This window comes from Stenotrophomonas sp. Nf1 (genome assembly GCF_003028475.1).
Lineage (GTDB): Bacteria > Pseudomonadota > Gammaproteobacteria > Xanthomonadales > Xanthomonadaceae > Stenotrophomonas.
This window is the reverse complement of sequence record NZ_PYTV01000005.1, coordinates 119932-135304: the sequence shown is the minus strand read 5'-3', so window position 1 is coordinate 135304 and position 15373 is coordinate 119932. Positions and strand designations below refer to the sequence as shown.

The following is a 15373-nucleotide window of genomic DNA, read 5'->3' as shown; positions in this document are numbered from 1 at the left end:
GGCTCAGGGGGCCGGCACCCGGGCCAGCAGTTCCTGCACCAGACGTTCGCCGTCCCAGCCCTCGGCGGTGGCTTCATAACTGGGCAACACGCGATGCCTCAGCACGTCGGCGGCGACGGCGCGCACGTCGTCGGGGGTGACGAAATCGCGGCCGCCCAGCCAGGCGCGCGCGCGCGCGCAGCGTTCCAGCGCGATGGATCCACGCGGGCTGGCGCCCCAGGCGATGCGGCGGCCCAGTCCGGCGTCATAGCGCGATGGATCGCGCGAGGCCAGCACCAGTTCGATCAGATAGCGCTCCAGCGCCGGTGCCATGTGCAGGTCCAGCACTTCGCGGCGGGCATCGAACACGTCCTGCATCGGCAGCTTCTGCCGCGCCGCTGCGGCCTCGCCCAGCGCACCACGGGCGCGCTCGCGGGCCAGCCGCAGGATTTCCGATTCGGCCGTCTGGTCGGGATAGCCGATGCGCACGTGCATCAGGAACCGGTCCAGCTGCGCTTCCGGCAGCGGGAACGTGCCTTCCTGCTCGATCGGGTTCTGCGTGGCCATCACCAGGAACAACGGCGGCAACGCATAGGTGTGGCGCCCGACGGTCACCTGGCGTTCGCCCATGGCTTCCAGCAGTGCCGACTGCACCTTGGCCGGGGCGCGGTTGATTTCGTCGGCCAGCAGGATCGGGTGGAAGATCGGACCGGGCACGAACTCGAATCGGCCTTCCTGCGGGCGCCAGATCTCGGTACCGGTCAGGTCGGCCGGAAGCAGGTCGGGAGTGAACTGCACACGGGCGAAATCGGTCTCCAGGCGTGCGGCAAGCGCGCGGATCGCGGTGGTCTTGGCCAGGCCCGGCGCACCTTCCACCAGCAGGTGGCCATCGGCCAGCAGCGCGATCAACAGGCGCTCGACCAGCGCCGACTGGCCGACAATTTCGGCCGACAATGCGTCGCGCAGCTGGCTGAAGGCCGCATGCAGGCGGCTGGCGCCCGGCGTGGACGGCGCGGGGACGGTTTCGGGCATCGGCGGAGGCAGGTTCATGGGGGCCTTTGACCGGCGCAGGACGGCACGGGTTCCCGACATCATCGCAGGGTGCCCTGCGATTGGCATCAAGAACGGCTGAACGGCATCCACGCATGGCGTGGATCTACCAGGGCATCCACGCATGGCGTGGATCTACCAGGGCATCCACGCATGGCGTGGATCTACCAGGGCATCCACGCATGGCGTGGATCTACCAGGGCATCCACGCATGGCGTGGATCTACCAAGGCCTCCGCGCATGGCGTGGATCTACCCACATCAGACGGCGCAGAACAAAGAAGGGCCGCACTGGGCGGCCCTTCTTGGTTTTGCCGGTGCGGGTGGCTCAGTTCTGCTTGGCCACGCGCAGCACCTTCGGGGTGACGAACACCAGCAGCTCGGCCTTGTCCTTGTTGCGGCCGCGCTTCTTGAACAGGTTGCCCAGGAACGGCACATCGCCCAGGAACGGCACCTTGCTGATGCTGCTGCGGTCGGTGAACTCATAGACACCACCGATCACCACGGTCTGGCCATCTTCCACCAGCACGGCGGTGTTGACTTCGCGACGGTTGATCGACGGCACGGTGCCGTAGCCCTGCAGTTCAATCAGGCGATCAACCTCATCCTTCTTCACCTGCATGTTGAGGAACACGCGGTTGTCATTGGTGATGGTCGGGGTGACGCGCAGTTCCAGCACCACTTCCTTGAACTGCACGTTCGGGGTGGAACCGGCGCCGCCGGCAGCACCGGTGCCGCTGATGGTGACGTAGCCGATTTCCTTGCCCTGCTTGATCATCGCCTCGCGCTGGTTGGTGGTGACCACGCGCGGGTTGGAGATCACCTCACCACGCGATTCCTCCTGCATGGCCGACAGCTCCACGTCCAGCAGGTAACCCGCATTGAGGATCGACAGCGCCAGCGAACCGGGATTGTTGGCTGCGGCCACCGGCAGGTTCCAGTTCAGCCCACGCTTGATGGTCGAGCCGCTGGGCACCGGTGCCGGGCCCACGCTGCCGCCGGCTTCCCATTCACGCACGGCCTTGGCATTGGCCAGCGCAGTATCGACCTGCGACTTGCGGGTCTCGGCGTTGGCATCCAGGCTGCCGCTGAAGTAGACATTGTCACGGCTGCCGCTGATGCCGAACTTCGCACCCAGTTCGCGGGCGAAGGTATCGGTGGCAATGACGATGCGGCTCTCGATCAGTACCTGATCAACCGGACGATCGATCACCCCGATCAGTTCACGCATGCGCGCGATCTTCTTCGGAATGTCGCTGATCATCAGCGTGTTGGTGCGTTCGTCAGCCACGATGCGGCCACGCGAGGACAGGAACCCGCTGTCTTCCTGCGACGAGCTGCCACCATTTCCGCCGCTGCCGCCACCACCACCGATGCCCTTGGCCTCGGTCAGCGCCTTGAAGATCTGCGTGGCGCTGTGGTAGTTGATCTGCACGTAGTCGGTGACCAGGTCTTCGCGGTTCTCGATGGCGATGCGCGCGTCTTCCTTCTCCTGCTCGAACTTGGCCAGCTCGGCCTGCGGAGCGACCCAGATCACGCTGCCGTCGCGGCGCTTGTCCAGGCCCTTGGCACGCAGCACGATGTCCAGCGCCTGGTCCCACGGCACGTTGACCAGGCGCAGGGTCACATTGCCCTGCACTGAATCGGATGCCACCACGTTGAGGTTGGATTCTTCGGCGATCAACTGCAGCACGGTGCGCACCGGCACGTCCTGGAAGTTGAAGGTCACCGGCTTGCCGGTGAAGCCACGCTGGCCGACAGCCTTGGCCGCCTGGGTGACACTGCCGGCCGTGACCGCACCGACCGCAGCCGGTGCCTGGCGCGGGCTGATCTCGACCACGTACTCGTTGCCACTCTGGTAGGCCAGCGATTCCACCGCACCGCCGGTGCTCAGCACCAGCTGCGTGCCGGCCCCGGAGGGCTTGGCATCAATGCGCTGCACCGGCGTGGCGAAGTCGGTGACGTTCATCGGCTTCTGCAGGTTGGCCGGCAGGCGGGCGTTGCCCACGTCGACCACCACGCTGTTGCCCTGCGTGCGCAGGTCGGGGATCGCCCCCTGGCCGTCGAACTGCACGATCAGGCGCCCGGCGCCGTCATCGCCACGCTTGAAATCGATCTTGGCCACCGACAGGCCGGCCGGCGCGGTGGCCGCTGCCACGGTGGTGCCTGCCGGTTTCTCTGCCGGTGCGGCGGCCAGCGCCGGAGCGCTGGCCAGCATCAGCGCGACTCCCAGCGCGCTGATGCGGTTCAAGGTAGAGCGCCGGATGGGACGCAGCCCCTTGGCTTGGTGAAAGGTCATCGTGCTATCCCCAGTAAACGATCATTGATCTTCAAGCGAGAGCGTTGCAGGCCGTTCCAGCCAGCCGCCCGCGCCATCCGGCACCAGTTCGATCAGCTCCACGCGGTCTTCAAAGACCGCCGTGACCCGCCCGTCGCTCTGCCCCAGGTAACCGCCCGGGCGCACCCGGTAGGTCACCTTGTCCGGCCCCATCACCAGCGCCACGGTACCGCCACCGGTACCGATGGTACCCACCATGTCCAGTGCATCCAGCGGGAAGCCTTCCAGAGGCTCCTTGCGCCGGTTCGGATCCGGCCGCAATCCGCCATTCCCCTGCTGCGGATTGGTCCAGGCATCGGTGAACGGATCGCGCATGCCCTGCGCGGAGTATTCAAAGGTTTCGAACTGCTGCATCACCGGCAGCGGCTCCAGCGGCTGCGCCGGTCGCGCACGCTCGCCTTCCACCCACTTTTCCAGGTTCGGTGCATCACCGGGCGTGCTGGTCACGCCGCGGCCGCAAGCGGCCAGCAGCAACACAGCCAGCACCGTCGCACCCCGTAGGATCTGTGCGCGCATCACGGGGTCCCCTCCTTGCCCGCCTCAGCCGCCTGCTGCGCCTGCACCTCGGTCTCGTCCAGGTAGCGGTAGGTCTTGACCGTACCGGACAGTTCCAGGGCGCCGCTGCGGATGTTGCCGCCGGTCTTTTCCTTGGGCTTGAGGTTGATGTCATGCATGGTCAGGATCACCACCCGCGGCAACGAAGCCACGCCACTGACGAACGCGCCGAACTGGTGGTAACTGCCCACCATGCGCAGCTTGATCGGCTTCTCGGCGTAGAACTCCTTGATCTGCTCCTGCTCGGGCTCGAACAGCTCGTTGGTCAGGCCGCTGGACAACGCGGTCTGCGAGATGTCGATGATCAGGTCGGGCATTTCGGTCTTGCTGGGCAGCTGCCGCAGCATCTGCTGCAGCACCTGCTCCATCTGCGCCAGCTGCTGCTTCAGCGGCTCCAGGTTCACCGCGCGCTCCTGCTGCTTGGTGAACTCGCCGCGCAGCTCCACTTCGGTCGATTCCAGGCTGGCCAGCTCCTCGCGCTTGCCGCTGATCAGCAGCATCCACGCCACGAACATGATCACCAGCGCCAGCAACGAGCAGAAGACGATCTTGGCCTTCTGCGGCCAGTTGCCGATGTCGTTGAAATCCAGGTTCTTCAGATCGATCTTCTGGCTCATGCGCGGTCCCCCGTCAGCGGGGCGTTGAAGGCCTGCGGCGGCTGCGCCAGGCGGCTGCCCTCGGGCTTCGGCGCCGGGGCGGTGGGCGGGTTCGGCTTGGCCGCAGCAGGCGCCGGATTCGCAGCAGGCGCCGGATTCGCAGCCGGTGCCGGTGCAGCCGGTGCAGGCTGGGCAGCGGCCGGTGCGGCCGGCGTTGCAGCGTCCGGGCCGGCGGCGAGCGGCGCCACCGGAGCCGGTGCAGGTGCAGGTGCCGCCACCGAGCCATCGGCGTTCAGGCCCGGCGTGGCCGAGGCCTCTTCACTCTGCGCCGGCAGCTTCACCTTGACCACGAACACGTAGGGCAGCGCCTTGATATCGGCAACCGGGCCGGTCTTGCCGTCCTTGTCCTTCTCCGGATCACGCGCCTCGATGATCGACAGCTCCGGGTTGGTCATCCAGCCGGAGGTCTCCAGGTTGCGCATGTAGGCCGACACCCGCGCATTGGACTGGGTGCGCCCTTCCAGGGTCAGCACGTCGCCTTCCTGCTTCAATGCGGTCAGCACCACACCGTCGGGAATCGTGCGCACCAGCGCGTCGAACAGGTGGACCATCTGCGAGCGCTTGGCCTGCAGTTCCTCGATCACCTTCTTGCGCGCCAGCAGGCGTTCCTTCTGCGCGTCGAGGCGGTCGATCTCCTTGTTCTGCTCCTTGACCTTCTCGATCTCGGCCTGCAGGTAGGCATTGCGGTCCATCTGTCCGCTGACCTGGCGGTCGTAGTAGAACCAGATCATCAGCGACAGCAGCAGGCCACCAACAGCGGCCATGCCCAGCATTGCGTAGAACTCGCGCTGGCGTTGCTTGCGCCGTTCGGCGCGCCAGGGCAATAGATTGATGCGTGCCATCAGTCGAAGCTCCTCAGCGCCAGACCGGTGGCGATCATCAGCGCGGGGGCATCCTGGGCCAGCGCATGCGCGTTCACCTTCGGCCCCAGGGTCATCTGCGCCAGCGGGTTGGCGACCACGGTCGGCACGCCCAGCTGTTCTTCGACCATCTCCGGCAGGCCCCCCAGCACGGCGCAGCCGCCGGCCAGCACGATGTGATCGACGCGGTTGAATTCGCTGCCGGCATAGAAGAACTGCAGCAGGCGGCTGATCTGCTGGACCGTGGCCTCCTTGAACGGCTCCAGCACTTCCATCTCGTAGCTTTCCGGCAGACCGCCCTGGCGCTTGGCCAGGCCGGCTTCCTCGTAGCTCAGGCCGTAGCGGCGCATGATCTCGTCGGTCAGCTGCTTGCCACCGAACACCTGTTCGCGGCTGTACAGGCTGCGGCCGCCACGCAGGACGTTGAGCGTGGTCATGGTGGCGCCGATATCGACCAGCGCAACCACGCCGTCGATGGACACCGGCAGTTCACTGGCGACCAGGGCGTAGGCGTTCTCGACCGCGAAGGCCTCCACGTCCATCACCTTGGCCTGCAGGCCGCCCAGTTCCAGTGCCGACTGGCGCAGCTCCACGTTCTCCGAACGCGATGCGGCCAGCAGCACCTGGACCATTTCCGGGTTGTTCGGGATCGCCCCGATCACCTCGAAGTCCAGGTTCACTTCCTCGATCGGATACGGAATGTAGTTGACCGCTTCCAGCTCGATCTGGGCTTCCATGTCGTTTTCGTCCAGGTCGGCCGGCATCGGGATCACCTTGGTGATCACCGCCGAGCCGGCCACGGCAGCAGCAGCCAGCTTGGCCTTGCTGCCTGAACGGTTCATCGCGCGGCGGATGGCCTCACCCACGGCCTCCACTTCGACGATGTTCTTCTCCACCACCGCATTCGGCGGAAGAGGTTCCACAGCATAATGTTCCACACGGAAACGATTGCCGCTGCGGGACAGCTGCAAAAGCTTTACCGCAGTCGAACTGATGTCGACGCCAACGAGCGGCGACTGACTTTTTGGGATGAGCCCCACGGTTTCTCCCCTGCCGACGGGCACTTGGACGCAAGAGCTGCGTCCGCGCATTAATAACGTATTCTTAGCAAATGACAACCGCCCTGCTGTGAAATCCCTCACGGATTCACGATGCAGCCCCTGGCAATTCCCCTTGCGTTCCCCGGTGCCGACCCCAGCCGCCACCTTGCGTAATCTATACTCTGCGACCACGAAATTCGCAATCGGAATCTGAACCCGATGACTCGACTCCGCCGCTGGCTGCGCTGGATCTTCCTGATTGTCCTGGTCCTGGCGCTGATCGGCGCGGCCGCTGTGGGCGGTCTGTATTACGCCGTGTCCTCCAAGCTTCCCGACGTGCAGACCCTGCGTGACGTGGAAATGCAGGAGCCGATGTACGTCTATGCCGCCGACGGCAAGCTGATGGCGGTGTTCGGCGAGACCCGGCGCACCCCGATCACCATGAAGGACGTGCCGGAGAAGCTGAAGCAGGCCTTCCTGGCCACCGAGGACGCCCGCTTCTACGAGCATGGCGGCGTGGACTACAAGGGCATTGCCCGCGCGGTGTGGCTGCTGGCCACCACCAACGACAAGCGCGTGCCCGGCGGCTCCACCATCACCCAGCAGGTGGCCCGCCAGTTCTTCCTCAGCTCCGAGTACAGCTATACCCGCAAGCTGGCCGAGATCCTGCTGGCGCGCAAGATCGAGTCCGAGCTGAGCAAGGACGAGATCTTCGAGCTGTACCTGAACAAGAGCTTCTTCGGCAACCGCGCCTATGGCGTGGCGGCCGCCGCCGAGTTCTATTACGGCAAGAAGCTGGGCGAACTGAACCTGGACGAGATGGCCTCGCTGGCCGGCATCCCGAAGTTCCCCTCCTCGGGCAACCCGATCTCCAACCCGGAACGTGCCCGCCAGCGCCGCGACAACTATGTGCTGCAGCGCATGGCCGACCTGAAGTTCGTCACCCAGGCCGAGGCCGATGCGGCCAAGGCCGTGCCGATGCATGCCAGTGCGCATGAACCGCCGGTGCAGGTGGAGGCCCCCTACGTGGCCGAGCTGGTGCGCCAGGAAATGATCGCCCGCTTCGGCGGCGACGTGGTCAACAAGGGTTACCACGTCACCACCACCATCGATTCCACCCTGCAGACCGCGGCCAATCTGGCCGTGCGCGACGGCCTGCTGCTGTACGACCACCGCCACGGCTGGCATGGCGTGGAAAAGCAGGTGCCGCTGGGCGCTGGCGACGATGCCGCCGCCCTGGCCGAGCACCTGCGCGGCCTGTCCAGCCAGGCCGGGCTGTTGCCGGCGATCGTCGCCGGCACCGGTGCCGACGGCAGCGCCACGGTGGTGCTGGCCAACCGCAGCGAAGTGGTGCTGCCGGCCGGTGCCGCCAAGTGGACCAACAAGACCCCGGGCAAGCTGGTGCAGCGCGGTGACATCGTGCGCGTGCGCGCCGGCGCCAAGGAAGGCGAGTGGCTGCTGGACCAGATTCCGCGCGGCCAGTCCGCGCTGGTCTCGCTGGATGCCCACAGCGGCGCGCTGAAGGCGCTGGTGGGTGGCTTCAGCTTCTCCGGCAACAAGTTCAACCGTGCCACCCAGGCCCGTCGTCAGCCGGGCTCGAGCTTCAAGCCGTTCGTCTATGCGGCGGCCTTCGACAAGGGCTACAACCCGGCCTCGATCGTGCTCGACGCCCCGGTCGTGTTCCGCGACCGCCGCGGCAAGACCTGGGCTCCGCAGAACGACGGCGGCGGTTTCCGCGGCCCGATGCGCCTGCGCGAGGCGCTGGTGCAGTCGCGCAACCTGGTCTCGGTACGCCTGCTCGATGGCATGGGTGTGGACTACGCGCGCAAGTACATCAGCGAGTTTGGTTTTGCCGAATCGGAACTGCCGCCGAACCTGTCGATGTCGCTGGGCACCGCCTCGCTGACCCCGCTGTCGGTGGCGCGTGGCTATGCCGTGTTCGCCAACGGCGGCTCGCGCGTGGACAGCTGGCTGATCGACCAGGTAGACGACCGCGACGGCAACCTGGTGTTCAAGGAAAACCCGGCGCTGGCCTGCCGCGAGTGCGCCGGCAGCAGCGACCAGCCGGTGAACCAGGTGGTGGACGGCTTCAACTTCGGCGCCCCGGCGCCGAAGGTGGACCCGGCCGCGGTGGCCAAGGCCGAAGCCAAGCCTGAAACCCCGGCGGCGCCGGCCAACCCGGATGCCCGCACCGCCCCGCGCGCGATCGACGCCCGCACCGCCTACCAGCTGGTGTCGATGATGCGCGACGTGGTCCAGCGCGGTACTGGCGTGCAGGCCAAGGTGCTCGGCCGCGAGGACGTGGGCGGCAAGACCGGCTCCACCAACGACCACCGCGACGCCTGGTTCTCCGGTTTCGGGGGCCCGTATGTGACCACCGTGTGGGTGGGCCGCGACGACTTCCGCTCGCTGGGCTACCGCGAATACGGTGGCAAGGCCGCCCTGCCGATCTGGATCGACTACATGCGCACGGCGCTGAAGGACACCCCGATCGCGCAGAACGACCCGCCCAGCGGCATGGTCCAGGCCACCCTCAATGGCGCCACCGAGTGGGTGAAGGTGGAAGACATGGACCGCCTGACCGACTACGACCTGAACCTCAACACCCCGCAGGCCGACGCCGCCGCGTTCGATATCTTCTAAGGGGCAGGTATGGGGAGTGCCAACCTGGGTTGGCGCTGCCTTTGTAGAGCCGAGCCATGCTCGGCTGCTCTACCGCGGGCCCGCGGAGCCGAGCATGGGCTCGGCTCTACAGCATCAACGGCCCGCCTTGCCCCGGTAGCGGCCAACCTTGGTCGGCACCTGCCAGAGCCGCAACATCCGTCATACCCACGCAGATGTCACATCCTTGCGCTAGTCTGTCGCCAGGTCGCAACAGGAGTCATCGCATGCATCGCGCACGCCAGCATGCTGCCAGCCAGACCCGCGAGCGGCGCCACCGCCTCGCACATGAAGCCGCCCGCCTGATGGCCGAAGGCGGCATCCGCGACTACCACCAGGCCAAGTTGAAGGCCGCCAGCCGGCTCGGCATCCACGATGATGCCTCCCTGCCGCGCAACACCGAGATCGAAGACGCGCTGCGCGAGTACCAGCGGCTGTTCTCCGGGCCGCAGCACGGTAATGAGCTGCAGCGTCGCCGCGAGGCCGCGCTGCGGGCGCTGGAGTTCCTGCATGGCTTCACCCCGCGCCTGGCCGGCCCGGTACTGGACGGCACCGCCGACGCCAACAGCCCTGTGCAGCTGCACCTGCACAGCGATGACCCGGAAGCCGTGCACCGCTTCCTGGACGAGCATGGCATCCCTGCCGAATCGCGGGTGCGGCGGCTGCGCATGGACCGCGAGCGCAGTCTCGACGTACCGGTGTGGGTGTTCAGTGCCGAAGAGCTGACCTTCGATCTGGCGGTGCTGCCGTATGACGCCCTGCGCCAGGCGCCCCTGTCGCCGGTGGACGAGAAGCCGATGCGCCGCGCGTCGGCCGCGCAGTTGCGGCAGGTGTTGGCCGACGCCGAGATCACCGCGTACATCGGGGGATGACATCGCGCCGGGCCGTGCCCGGCGCTACTCCCTGCGTTACCAGAGCAGATGCGGGTCCACTGCGTCGCCGTGCAGAACACGCGCCATCCATGGCGCCGCTGCGCGATGCGGATACTCCAGCATCATCCGCGCGTGCATCCTTTGCAGCTCGCCCAGCAGCCAGAGCTGGTCATGAGTGTCACCGAAGCCATCGGACCATGCACTGCGCACGCGTACCCGTTCACCACCGCTGAGGTCGGGCATCCGGTCCAGCGGCACCTCCAGGATCGCCTGCAGGCCGAGGGTGATCGCCCTGTTCTCCGCCTCGGCCCGGCGCAGCAGTTCCAAATGGCGCAGCACCTGGTTGCAGTCATATGGGAAGCAGCCGTCCGTCGCATCGATGTACTCGGCGACATCCGCGAGCAGGTTGGACTTCAGCCTCCATAGCATCTCGCTCTGCAGCACCTGGCGTACACGCATCGTGCGCAGCGTGCCATCGCGCACCGCTTCCGGCGTCGCGAACGGATCGCCGCCGCTGCCATCGCCATGGCGGACCAGCACGATGCGATGGATCGCCTCGCGCGAGACGCTCTCCACACGCACGGCCACCACGTCCGGATGCACCCGCGGCGGCGGCAGGCCAACCACCCGTGCGTAGTACCAGAGCACCAGCACTACGCCGGCCAGGCACGACGCGCTCAACAGCGACCATCGATCCAGATGCCGGGTGTAGTAGCGATAGCGCGCACGCCACAGGTAATAGCTGCGGTAGCTGATAAAGCGGCTCATGAACCGGTACATTGCCATCTCCTCGGCCAGGGCCCCGGCGCGGCGGGGCTTGTTACGCGCACCACGCCGGGGCGTCATGGCTTACCAGCCGATGCCCACACCCACGCCCACGGTGCGTTCGCCACTGTTGGTGAAGGCGCCATTGAGGCTGAAGGTGGCCGAGCCTTTTTCGTTGAGGACACGCTGGTAGCCCACCGCCATGGCCGATTCGCCATCGCTGTAGCCCACGCCCGCGCCCAGGCGGTTGTAGGTGTTCAGGCCCGCGGTGTTCATCGCCATTGCGCTCTGCGCGCTGCTCATCGCCGCCATGCGGTTGAAGCGCTTGTCCATCTTGTCCAGGCGCGCATCCACCTCGCGGGAGATGCCATCGCTGTACTCGTTGGCGCGGGCCAGCATCTTCTCCAGTTCTGCCGTGTCGACCTGCGGGGTGGGCTCCTTCGGCGTATCCGGGGTGGTGTTGGGGGCCTTGCCGGTGTCGGCCACGGTCGGCGTTTCGGTTGGCGGCTGCGGGGCATCGGGCGTGCTGGCGACGCGCGACTGCGGCTGGCCGTCGACGCGCTGCTCCAGGCCATCCATGCGGCCGTTGAGCTGCTGCTGCACGTCGTGCAGCTGGCCACCATTGACCGCATCGCGGCTACCAGCAGCCACCAGACCGTTGGCCACGTTGGAAATGACCATGCCCTGCGCACCGGCCAGCGTGAGCTGGTTCAGGCCATCGCTGCGGGTGGTGGTGTCCTGGAAGACCGAGCGGATCTGGGTCTCCACCTTGTCCACGCGCGAGCTCTGGGTGGTGACAGCGCCATCGAGCGATTGCAGGGCACCGCTGAGGGTGGACTGCTGCTGGCCCTGGACGGTGAAGTGCGGGCCGATGATGTTGCCGTTGCTGTCGATGTGGGCGCCTCCGCCGAGGGTGGCCAGGGTGGCGTTGAGCTGTGCGACGGTGGTGGCGTCCTGGGCGTTGCGGCCGTTGGCTACGTTTACCATGCGGCGGTGATAATCCCCGCTACCAACAGAAACGGTGTCCGCCTCCTGAGCAACAGAGGCATACCCAAGTGCAACGCTGTTGCGAGCGCCATCCACAACAACCGAGCGAGCGCCAAGTGCGACACCCCCGCTTGCATTCACGGTCGAACTCGCGCCCAAAGAGAAGCCTTCTATCGCAGACTCCGTAACAAATGCTGCGCGACCTAGCGCGACAGAATTTCGTCCGAGAGCCTTCGAGAAGCTACCAACCGCTGTGCCACCCTCACCTGTCGGCGAAGATTCCGCGGAATCACCAATAGCCACCCCCAGCCAACCCGCCGATGCATCAATGCTCAGATCGTCGTAGCCGACCTTCACGAAACGGCTTCCCTGCTCAAGACCATCCATGCGCTGGTTGGTGGCATACAGCTGCCGGCCATTCACAACATCCTTGCTCCCTGCCGACAGCTCGCCATCCGCCACACCGGTCAGTGTCGCGCCGCCGAAGTCGATTACGCTCCCCGTCTCAGTCGCAGACAAGCGTGCGAGATCATTGCCCGTCACCTGAGAATCGCGCAGTGCATCCAGATCGCTGCGATTGCGGGCGATCTCCTGCTTGGCGTCGTGCAACTGGCTACCCGTCACTGCATCGCGACTGCCGGCCGCGATTCGGCCATCAGCCAGGTTGGTCAGCACCGCACCTTGTGCGCCAGACAGCGTGAGTTGATTCAAGCCGTCAGCACGGGTCGTGGTGTCCTGGAATGCCGAGCGCAGCTTGCCTTCCAGCGAGCCGACCCGCGCATCGGTCACAACCACCGCACCATCCAGCGCGGTCAGCGCATCGCCGACGGTGTTGTGGTTGCTTCCCTGAATCGCGTAGGTAGGCGCGATGATGTTGCCGTTGGCGTCGAGGCTGGCACCGCCGCCAAGGGTGGCAAGCGACTCACGCAGCTGGGCAAACGAAACGGCATCACTTTCGCTAGATCCTCGTTCAATATTGACAAGACGACGCTTAAAGCCGTCATGACCAAACGAGACTACACCTGACTCATTAGCAAATGAACCATCGCCAATAGCAACAGAACGCTCTGCAAGCTCAGAAACCCGGCTATAGGCGCCAACTGCAATGCCATCACGTGCTTCTACGTTTGCACCGACACCGAGCGCGAAGCCAGATTCTGCCCCACTAGAGACATTGGCTCCTCGCCCCAACGCGACGGAATTCTTGCCGTCAGCCGATGTGAAGCTTCCAATTGCCGTTCCTCCTTCACTCGCCGAAGAAGCGCGCGCGCCGTCACCGATTGCCACGCCCAACCACCCGGCCGACGCATCCTCGCTGAACTCGTCGTAGCCAACCTGCAGGAAGCGACTGCCCTGCTCCATCTGCTCAATCCGGGCATTGGTAGCAAACAACTGCCCACCGTTCACCGCATCCGTACTGGCAGCCGAGCTGATATCCCCCGGACCAACACCCTTCACCACGGCACCTTCGAGGTCAACCAGGGTCCGCTCCGCGTTGAACTTCACCACGCCTTCCAGATCCGGTTCGAAGCCATCGAGGTCGGCGCGCAGTCGGTCCAGATCCACGCGATGATCAGCCAGACGATCAGCGTGATCCACCAACTGCAGATCCTGGGCCTCGTTCCGCGCCTCGGCTGCGCCCACGCGCTCGTTGGTGGCAAACAGCTGCTGACCGGTCACCGCATCGGTGCTCGATGCGCCCAGGATGCCGTTGGCGATGTTCTGGATGCGGCGGCGCGCGCCGCTCTTGTTGGACACGTCCAGTACGGTGCCGGTGTTCTCGGCGCCCAGGCGAACCTGTCCGCTGGCCGACACCTGCCCGATCAGCCCCGCCACGGCACCCACCTGGCTGACAGCACTGTCGGCAGCCGTCTTCGCGGCGGTTGCCGTGGACTGCGCGGCGGTAACCGCCATGTTGGTGGCATGCAACTGCTGGCCGGTCACGGCGTCGGTGCTCGAAACATTGAGGGTGGCGTTGGCCACATTGCTGATACGGCGAGCGGCCCCATTCTTGTTTGCCACATCCAACACGGTGCCGGTGTTCTGCGCGCCCAAGCGCACATTGCCAGTGGCCGACACCTGCCCGACCAGACCGGCCACGGTGGTCACCTGACCCAGGGCATTGTCTGCGGTCGTCTTCGCGGCGGTTGCCGTGGACTGTGCGGTGGTCACCGCCGTGTTGGTGGCATGCAGCTGCTGGCCGGTCACGGCGTCGGTGCTCGAAGCACTGAGGGTGGCGTTGGCCACATTGCTGATACGGCGAACGACCCCATTCTTGTTGGCCACATCCAACACGGTACCGGTGTTCTGCGCACCCAAACGCACATTGCCGCTGGCCGAGACCTGCCCGACAAGACCGGCCACGGTGGTCACCTGGCCCAGCGCGCTGTCCGCTGCGGTCTTTGCCGCCGTGGCGGTGGTCTGCGCGGTGGTCACTGCGGTGTTGGTGGCATGCAGCTGCTTGCCAGCTACCGCTTCGGTGCTGGTGGTGCTGAGCGTGGCATCGGCCACGCCGGTCAGCTTGCGGTTGGTGTTGGACCTATTGCGGATGTCCAGTTGGGTGCCGGTGTTGTCACCGCCCACGCGCACGGTACTGCTGGACGAGGTCTGCGTAACCAAGCGGGTGTTTACCAGTGCCTGGTCGGCAGCGGACTTCGCTGCGTTTGCCGTATTGGTGGCCGTAGTGATGTTCTGGTTGGTAGCGTAAAGCTGCTTGCCGGTTACCGCATCGGTACTGCTGCTGGACAGGCGGGCGTCTGCCACGTTCACAACCCGGCGCTTCGTGCTGCTGCTCCCCACGGACACCGAGTTCGACTCGGTCGCCTCAGCGTTGATGCCCAGTGCGACAGATCCGGTGGCCAGCGCCTTGGCATGGTGCCCCAATGCAACGCCGTTGTATTCAGCACGTGCATTTCCACCCAGGGCCACTGCACCCGAGTATCCAGCTGAACCTGCAAAAGCATTCCCGCCAATGGCTACGCGCGAGACGCCGGAGTAGCTGTCTACCGTTCGCGAGCCGCTGCCAATGGCGATGGAATTCTCGGAATAGGCTCGCGCATCGTTGCCAAGCACCGTGGTTCCTACACCACTGGCAATGGCATGGCCGCCCACGGCCGTTGCGTAGCCGCCCCGCGTGATCTGCACGCCGTAGCCAATGGCCGTATTGCTGTCGCCATTGGCGGTAATGACGCTACCGTAGGCGACCGATCGACTGCCCGTGAGGGATGACCGCGACCCCAGCATCAACAGTAGATCTCCGTTGATGGTGGAATCCCGGTAGGAGTTGTCTGACGTAAGTGCCAACTGCCTGACGATCGAGGTAGCCGATATCCCCATTGCGTCATCCCTTCGCATACCAATCGCGAACGGAATCGCGCCGATGTGATCGAACGCCTGCGCGAATGGATAGGCTGCGGGCTCGGCACTCTTTTCCTCTTCAACGGCTTCGTTCTCGGCCGCAGCCGAAAATGCAATCAAGGCCGATGCGGCAAGGGGCAGCACGATTGCGCGGGATGAGGAGGAGCGTTTGCCGCGTGCGGCGGCCAACTCACTGGCCACCACCCAGCACTGCCGCGCAGTGCACCAGATACGACGGTAGATCTTGTTCATGG

The 15373-nt window shown here is 65.7% G+C and carries 10 protein-coding genes; 2 read left to right on the top strand and 8 right to left on the bottom strand.

Annotated elements, in window-relative coordinates:
- Positions 1-3 precede the first annotated feature (3 nt).
- From C9412_RS11115 to C9412_RS11090, 6 genes are all read right to left on the bottom strand, one after another.
- Complete coding sequence (locus C9412_RS11115; RefSeq protein ID WP_107231670.1) at positions 4-1029, bottom strand: MoxR family ATPase; 1026 nt, start codon at positions 1027-1029, stop codon at positions 4-6.
- Between the two features lie 327 nt (positions 1030-1356).
- Positions 1357-3327 (bottom strand): type IV pilus secretin PilQ family protein, encoded by a 1971-nt coding sequence (locus tag C9412_RS11110; protein WP_057496787.1) that lies wholly within the window; start codon positions 3325-3327, stop codon positions 1357-1359.
- 21 nt (positions 3328-3348) lie between these two features.
- Positions 3349-3882, bottom strand: coding sequence for a pilus assembly protein PilP (locus C9412_RS11105; RefSeq protein WP_107231669.1), 534 nt, complete (start codon positions 3880-3882; stop codon positions 3349-3351).
- Positions 3882-4538 (bottom strand): type 4a pilus biogenesis protein PilO, encoded by a 657-nt coding sequence (gene pilO, locus C9412_RS11100; RefSeq protein ID WP_107231668.1) that lies wholly within the window; start codon positions 4536-4538, stop codon positions 3882-3884. The genes C9412_RS11105 and pilO overlap by 1 nt, the downstream gene beginning before the upstream one ends.
- Positions 4535-5419, bottom strand: coding sequence for a PilN domain-containing protein (locus C9412_RS11095; RefSeq protein WP_107231667.1), 885 nt, complete (start codon positions 5417-5419; stop codon positions 4535-4537). The genes pilO and C9412_RS11095 overlap by 4 nt, the downstream gene beginning before the upstream one ends.
- Positions 5419-6477: a pilus assembly protein PilM gene (locus C9412_RS11090; protein ID WP_057496791.1), complete on the bottom strand. Its 1059-nt coding sequence runs from the start codon at positions 6475-6477 to the stop codon at positions 5419-5421. Before C9412_RS11090 ends, C9412_RS11095 begins: the two co-directional genes overlap by 1 nt.
- A 219-nt stretch (positions 6478-6696) precedes the next feature.
- Between C9412_RS11090 and C9412_RS11085 the strand changes: the two genes are divergently transcribed.
- Positions 6697-9120, top strand: coding sequence for a penicillin-binding protein 1A (locus C9412_RS11085; protein WP_107231666.1), 2424 nt, complete (start codon positions 6697-6699; stop codon positions 9118-9120).
- Positions 9121-9365: 245 nt separating this feature from the next.
- Complete coding sequence (locus C9412_RS11080) at positions 9366-10010, top strand: hypothetical protein (protein WP_107231665.1); 645 nt, start codon at positions 9366-9368, stop codon at positions 10008-10010.
- A 36-nt stretch (positions 10011-10046) separates the two neighbouring features.
- Here C9412_RS11080 and C9412_RS11075 read toward each other — a convergent pair whose 3' ends face one another.
- The gene (locus C9412_RS11075) at positions 10047-10790 is read right to left on the bottom strand and encodes a hypothetical protein (protein WP_107231664.1); all 744 of its coding nucleotides are present in this window, start codon (positions 10788-10790) and stop codon (positions 10047-10049) included.
- Between the two features lie 69 nt (positions 10791-10859).
- On the bottom strand, positions 10860-15371 hold the full coding sequence (locus C9412_RS11070; RefSeq protein WP_107231663.1) for an ESPR-type extended signal peptide-containing protein: 4512 nt from the start codon (positions 15369-15371) through the stop codon (positions 10860-10862).
- Between the last annotated feature and the right edge of the window lie 2 nt (positions 15372-15373).

What these genes read in the sequence shown, in the direction of transcription:
- C9412_RS11095 (WP_107231667.1), bottom strand. Translation starts at nt 5,419, where the DNA reads ATGGCACGCATCAATCTATTGCCCTGGCGCGCCGAACGGCGCAAGCAA.
- C9412_RS11070 (WP_107231663.1), bottom strand. Translation starts at nt 15,371, where the DNA reads ATGAACAAGATCTACCGTCGTATCTGGTGCACTGCGCGGCAGTGCTGG.
- C9412_RS11080 (WP_107231665.1), top strand. Translation starts at nt 9,366, where the DNA reads ATGCATCGCGCACGCCAGCATGCTGCCAGCCAGACCCGCGAGCGGCGC.
- C9412_RS11075 (WP_107231664.1), bottom strand. Translation starts at nt 10,790, where the DNA reads ATGTACCGGTTCATGAGCCGCTTTATCAGCTACCGCAGCTATTACCTG.
- C9412_RS11085 (WP_107231666.1), top strand. Translation starts at nt 6,697, where the DNA reads ATGACTCGACTCCGCCGCTGGCTGCGCTGGATCTTCCTGATTGTCCTG.
- C9412_RS11115 (WP_107231670.1), bottom strand. Translation starts at nt 1,029, where the DNA reads ATGAACCTGCCTCCGCCGATGCCCGAAACCGTCCCCGCGCCGTCCACG.
- C9412_RS11110 (WP_057496787.1), bottom strand. Translation starts at nt 3,327, where the DNA reads ATGACCTTTCACCAAGCCAAGGGGCTGCGTCCCATCCGGCGCTCTACC.
- pilO (WP_107231668.1), bottom strand. Translation starts at nt 4,538, where the DNA reads ATGAGCCAGAAGATCGATCTGAAGAACCTGGATTTCAACGACATCGGC.
- C9412_RS11105 (WP_107231669.1), bottom strand. Translation starts at nt 3,882, where the DNA reads ATGCGCGCACAGATCCTACGGGGTGCGACGGTGCTGGCTGTGTTGCTG.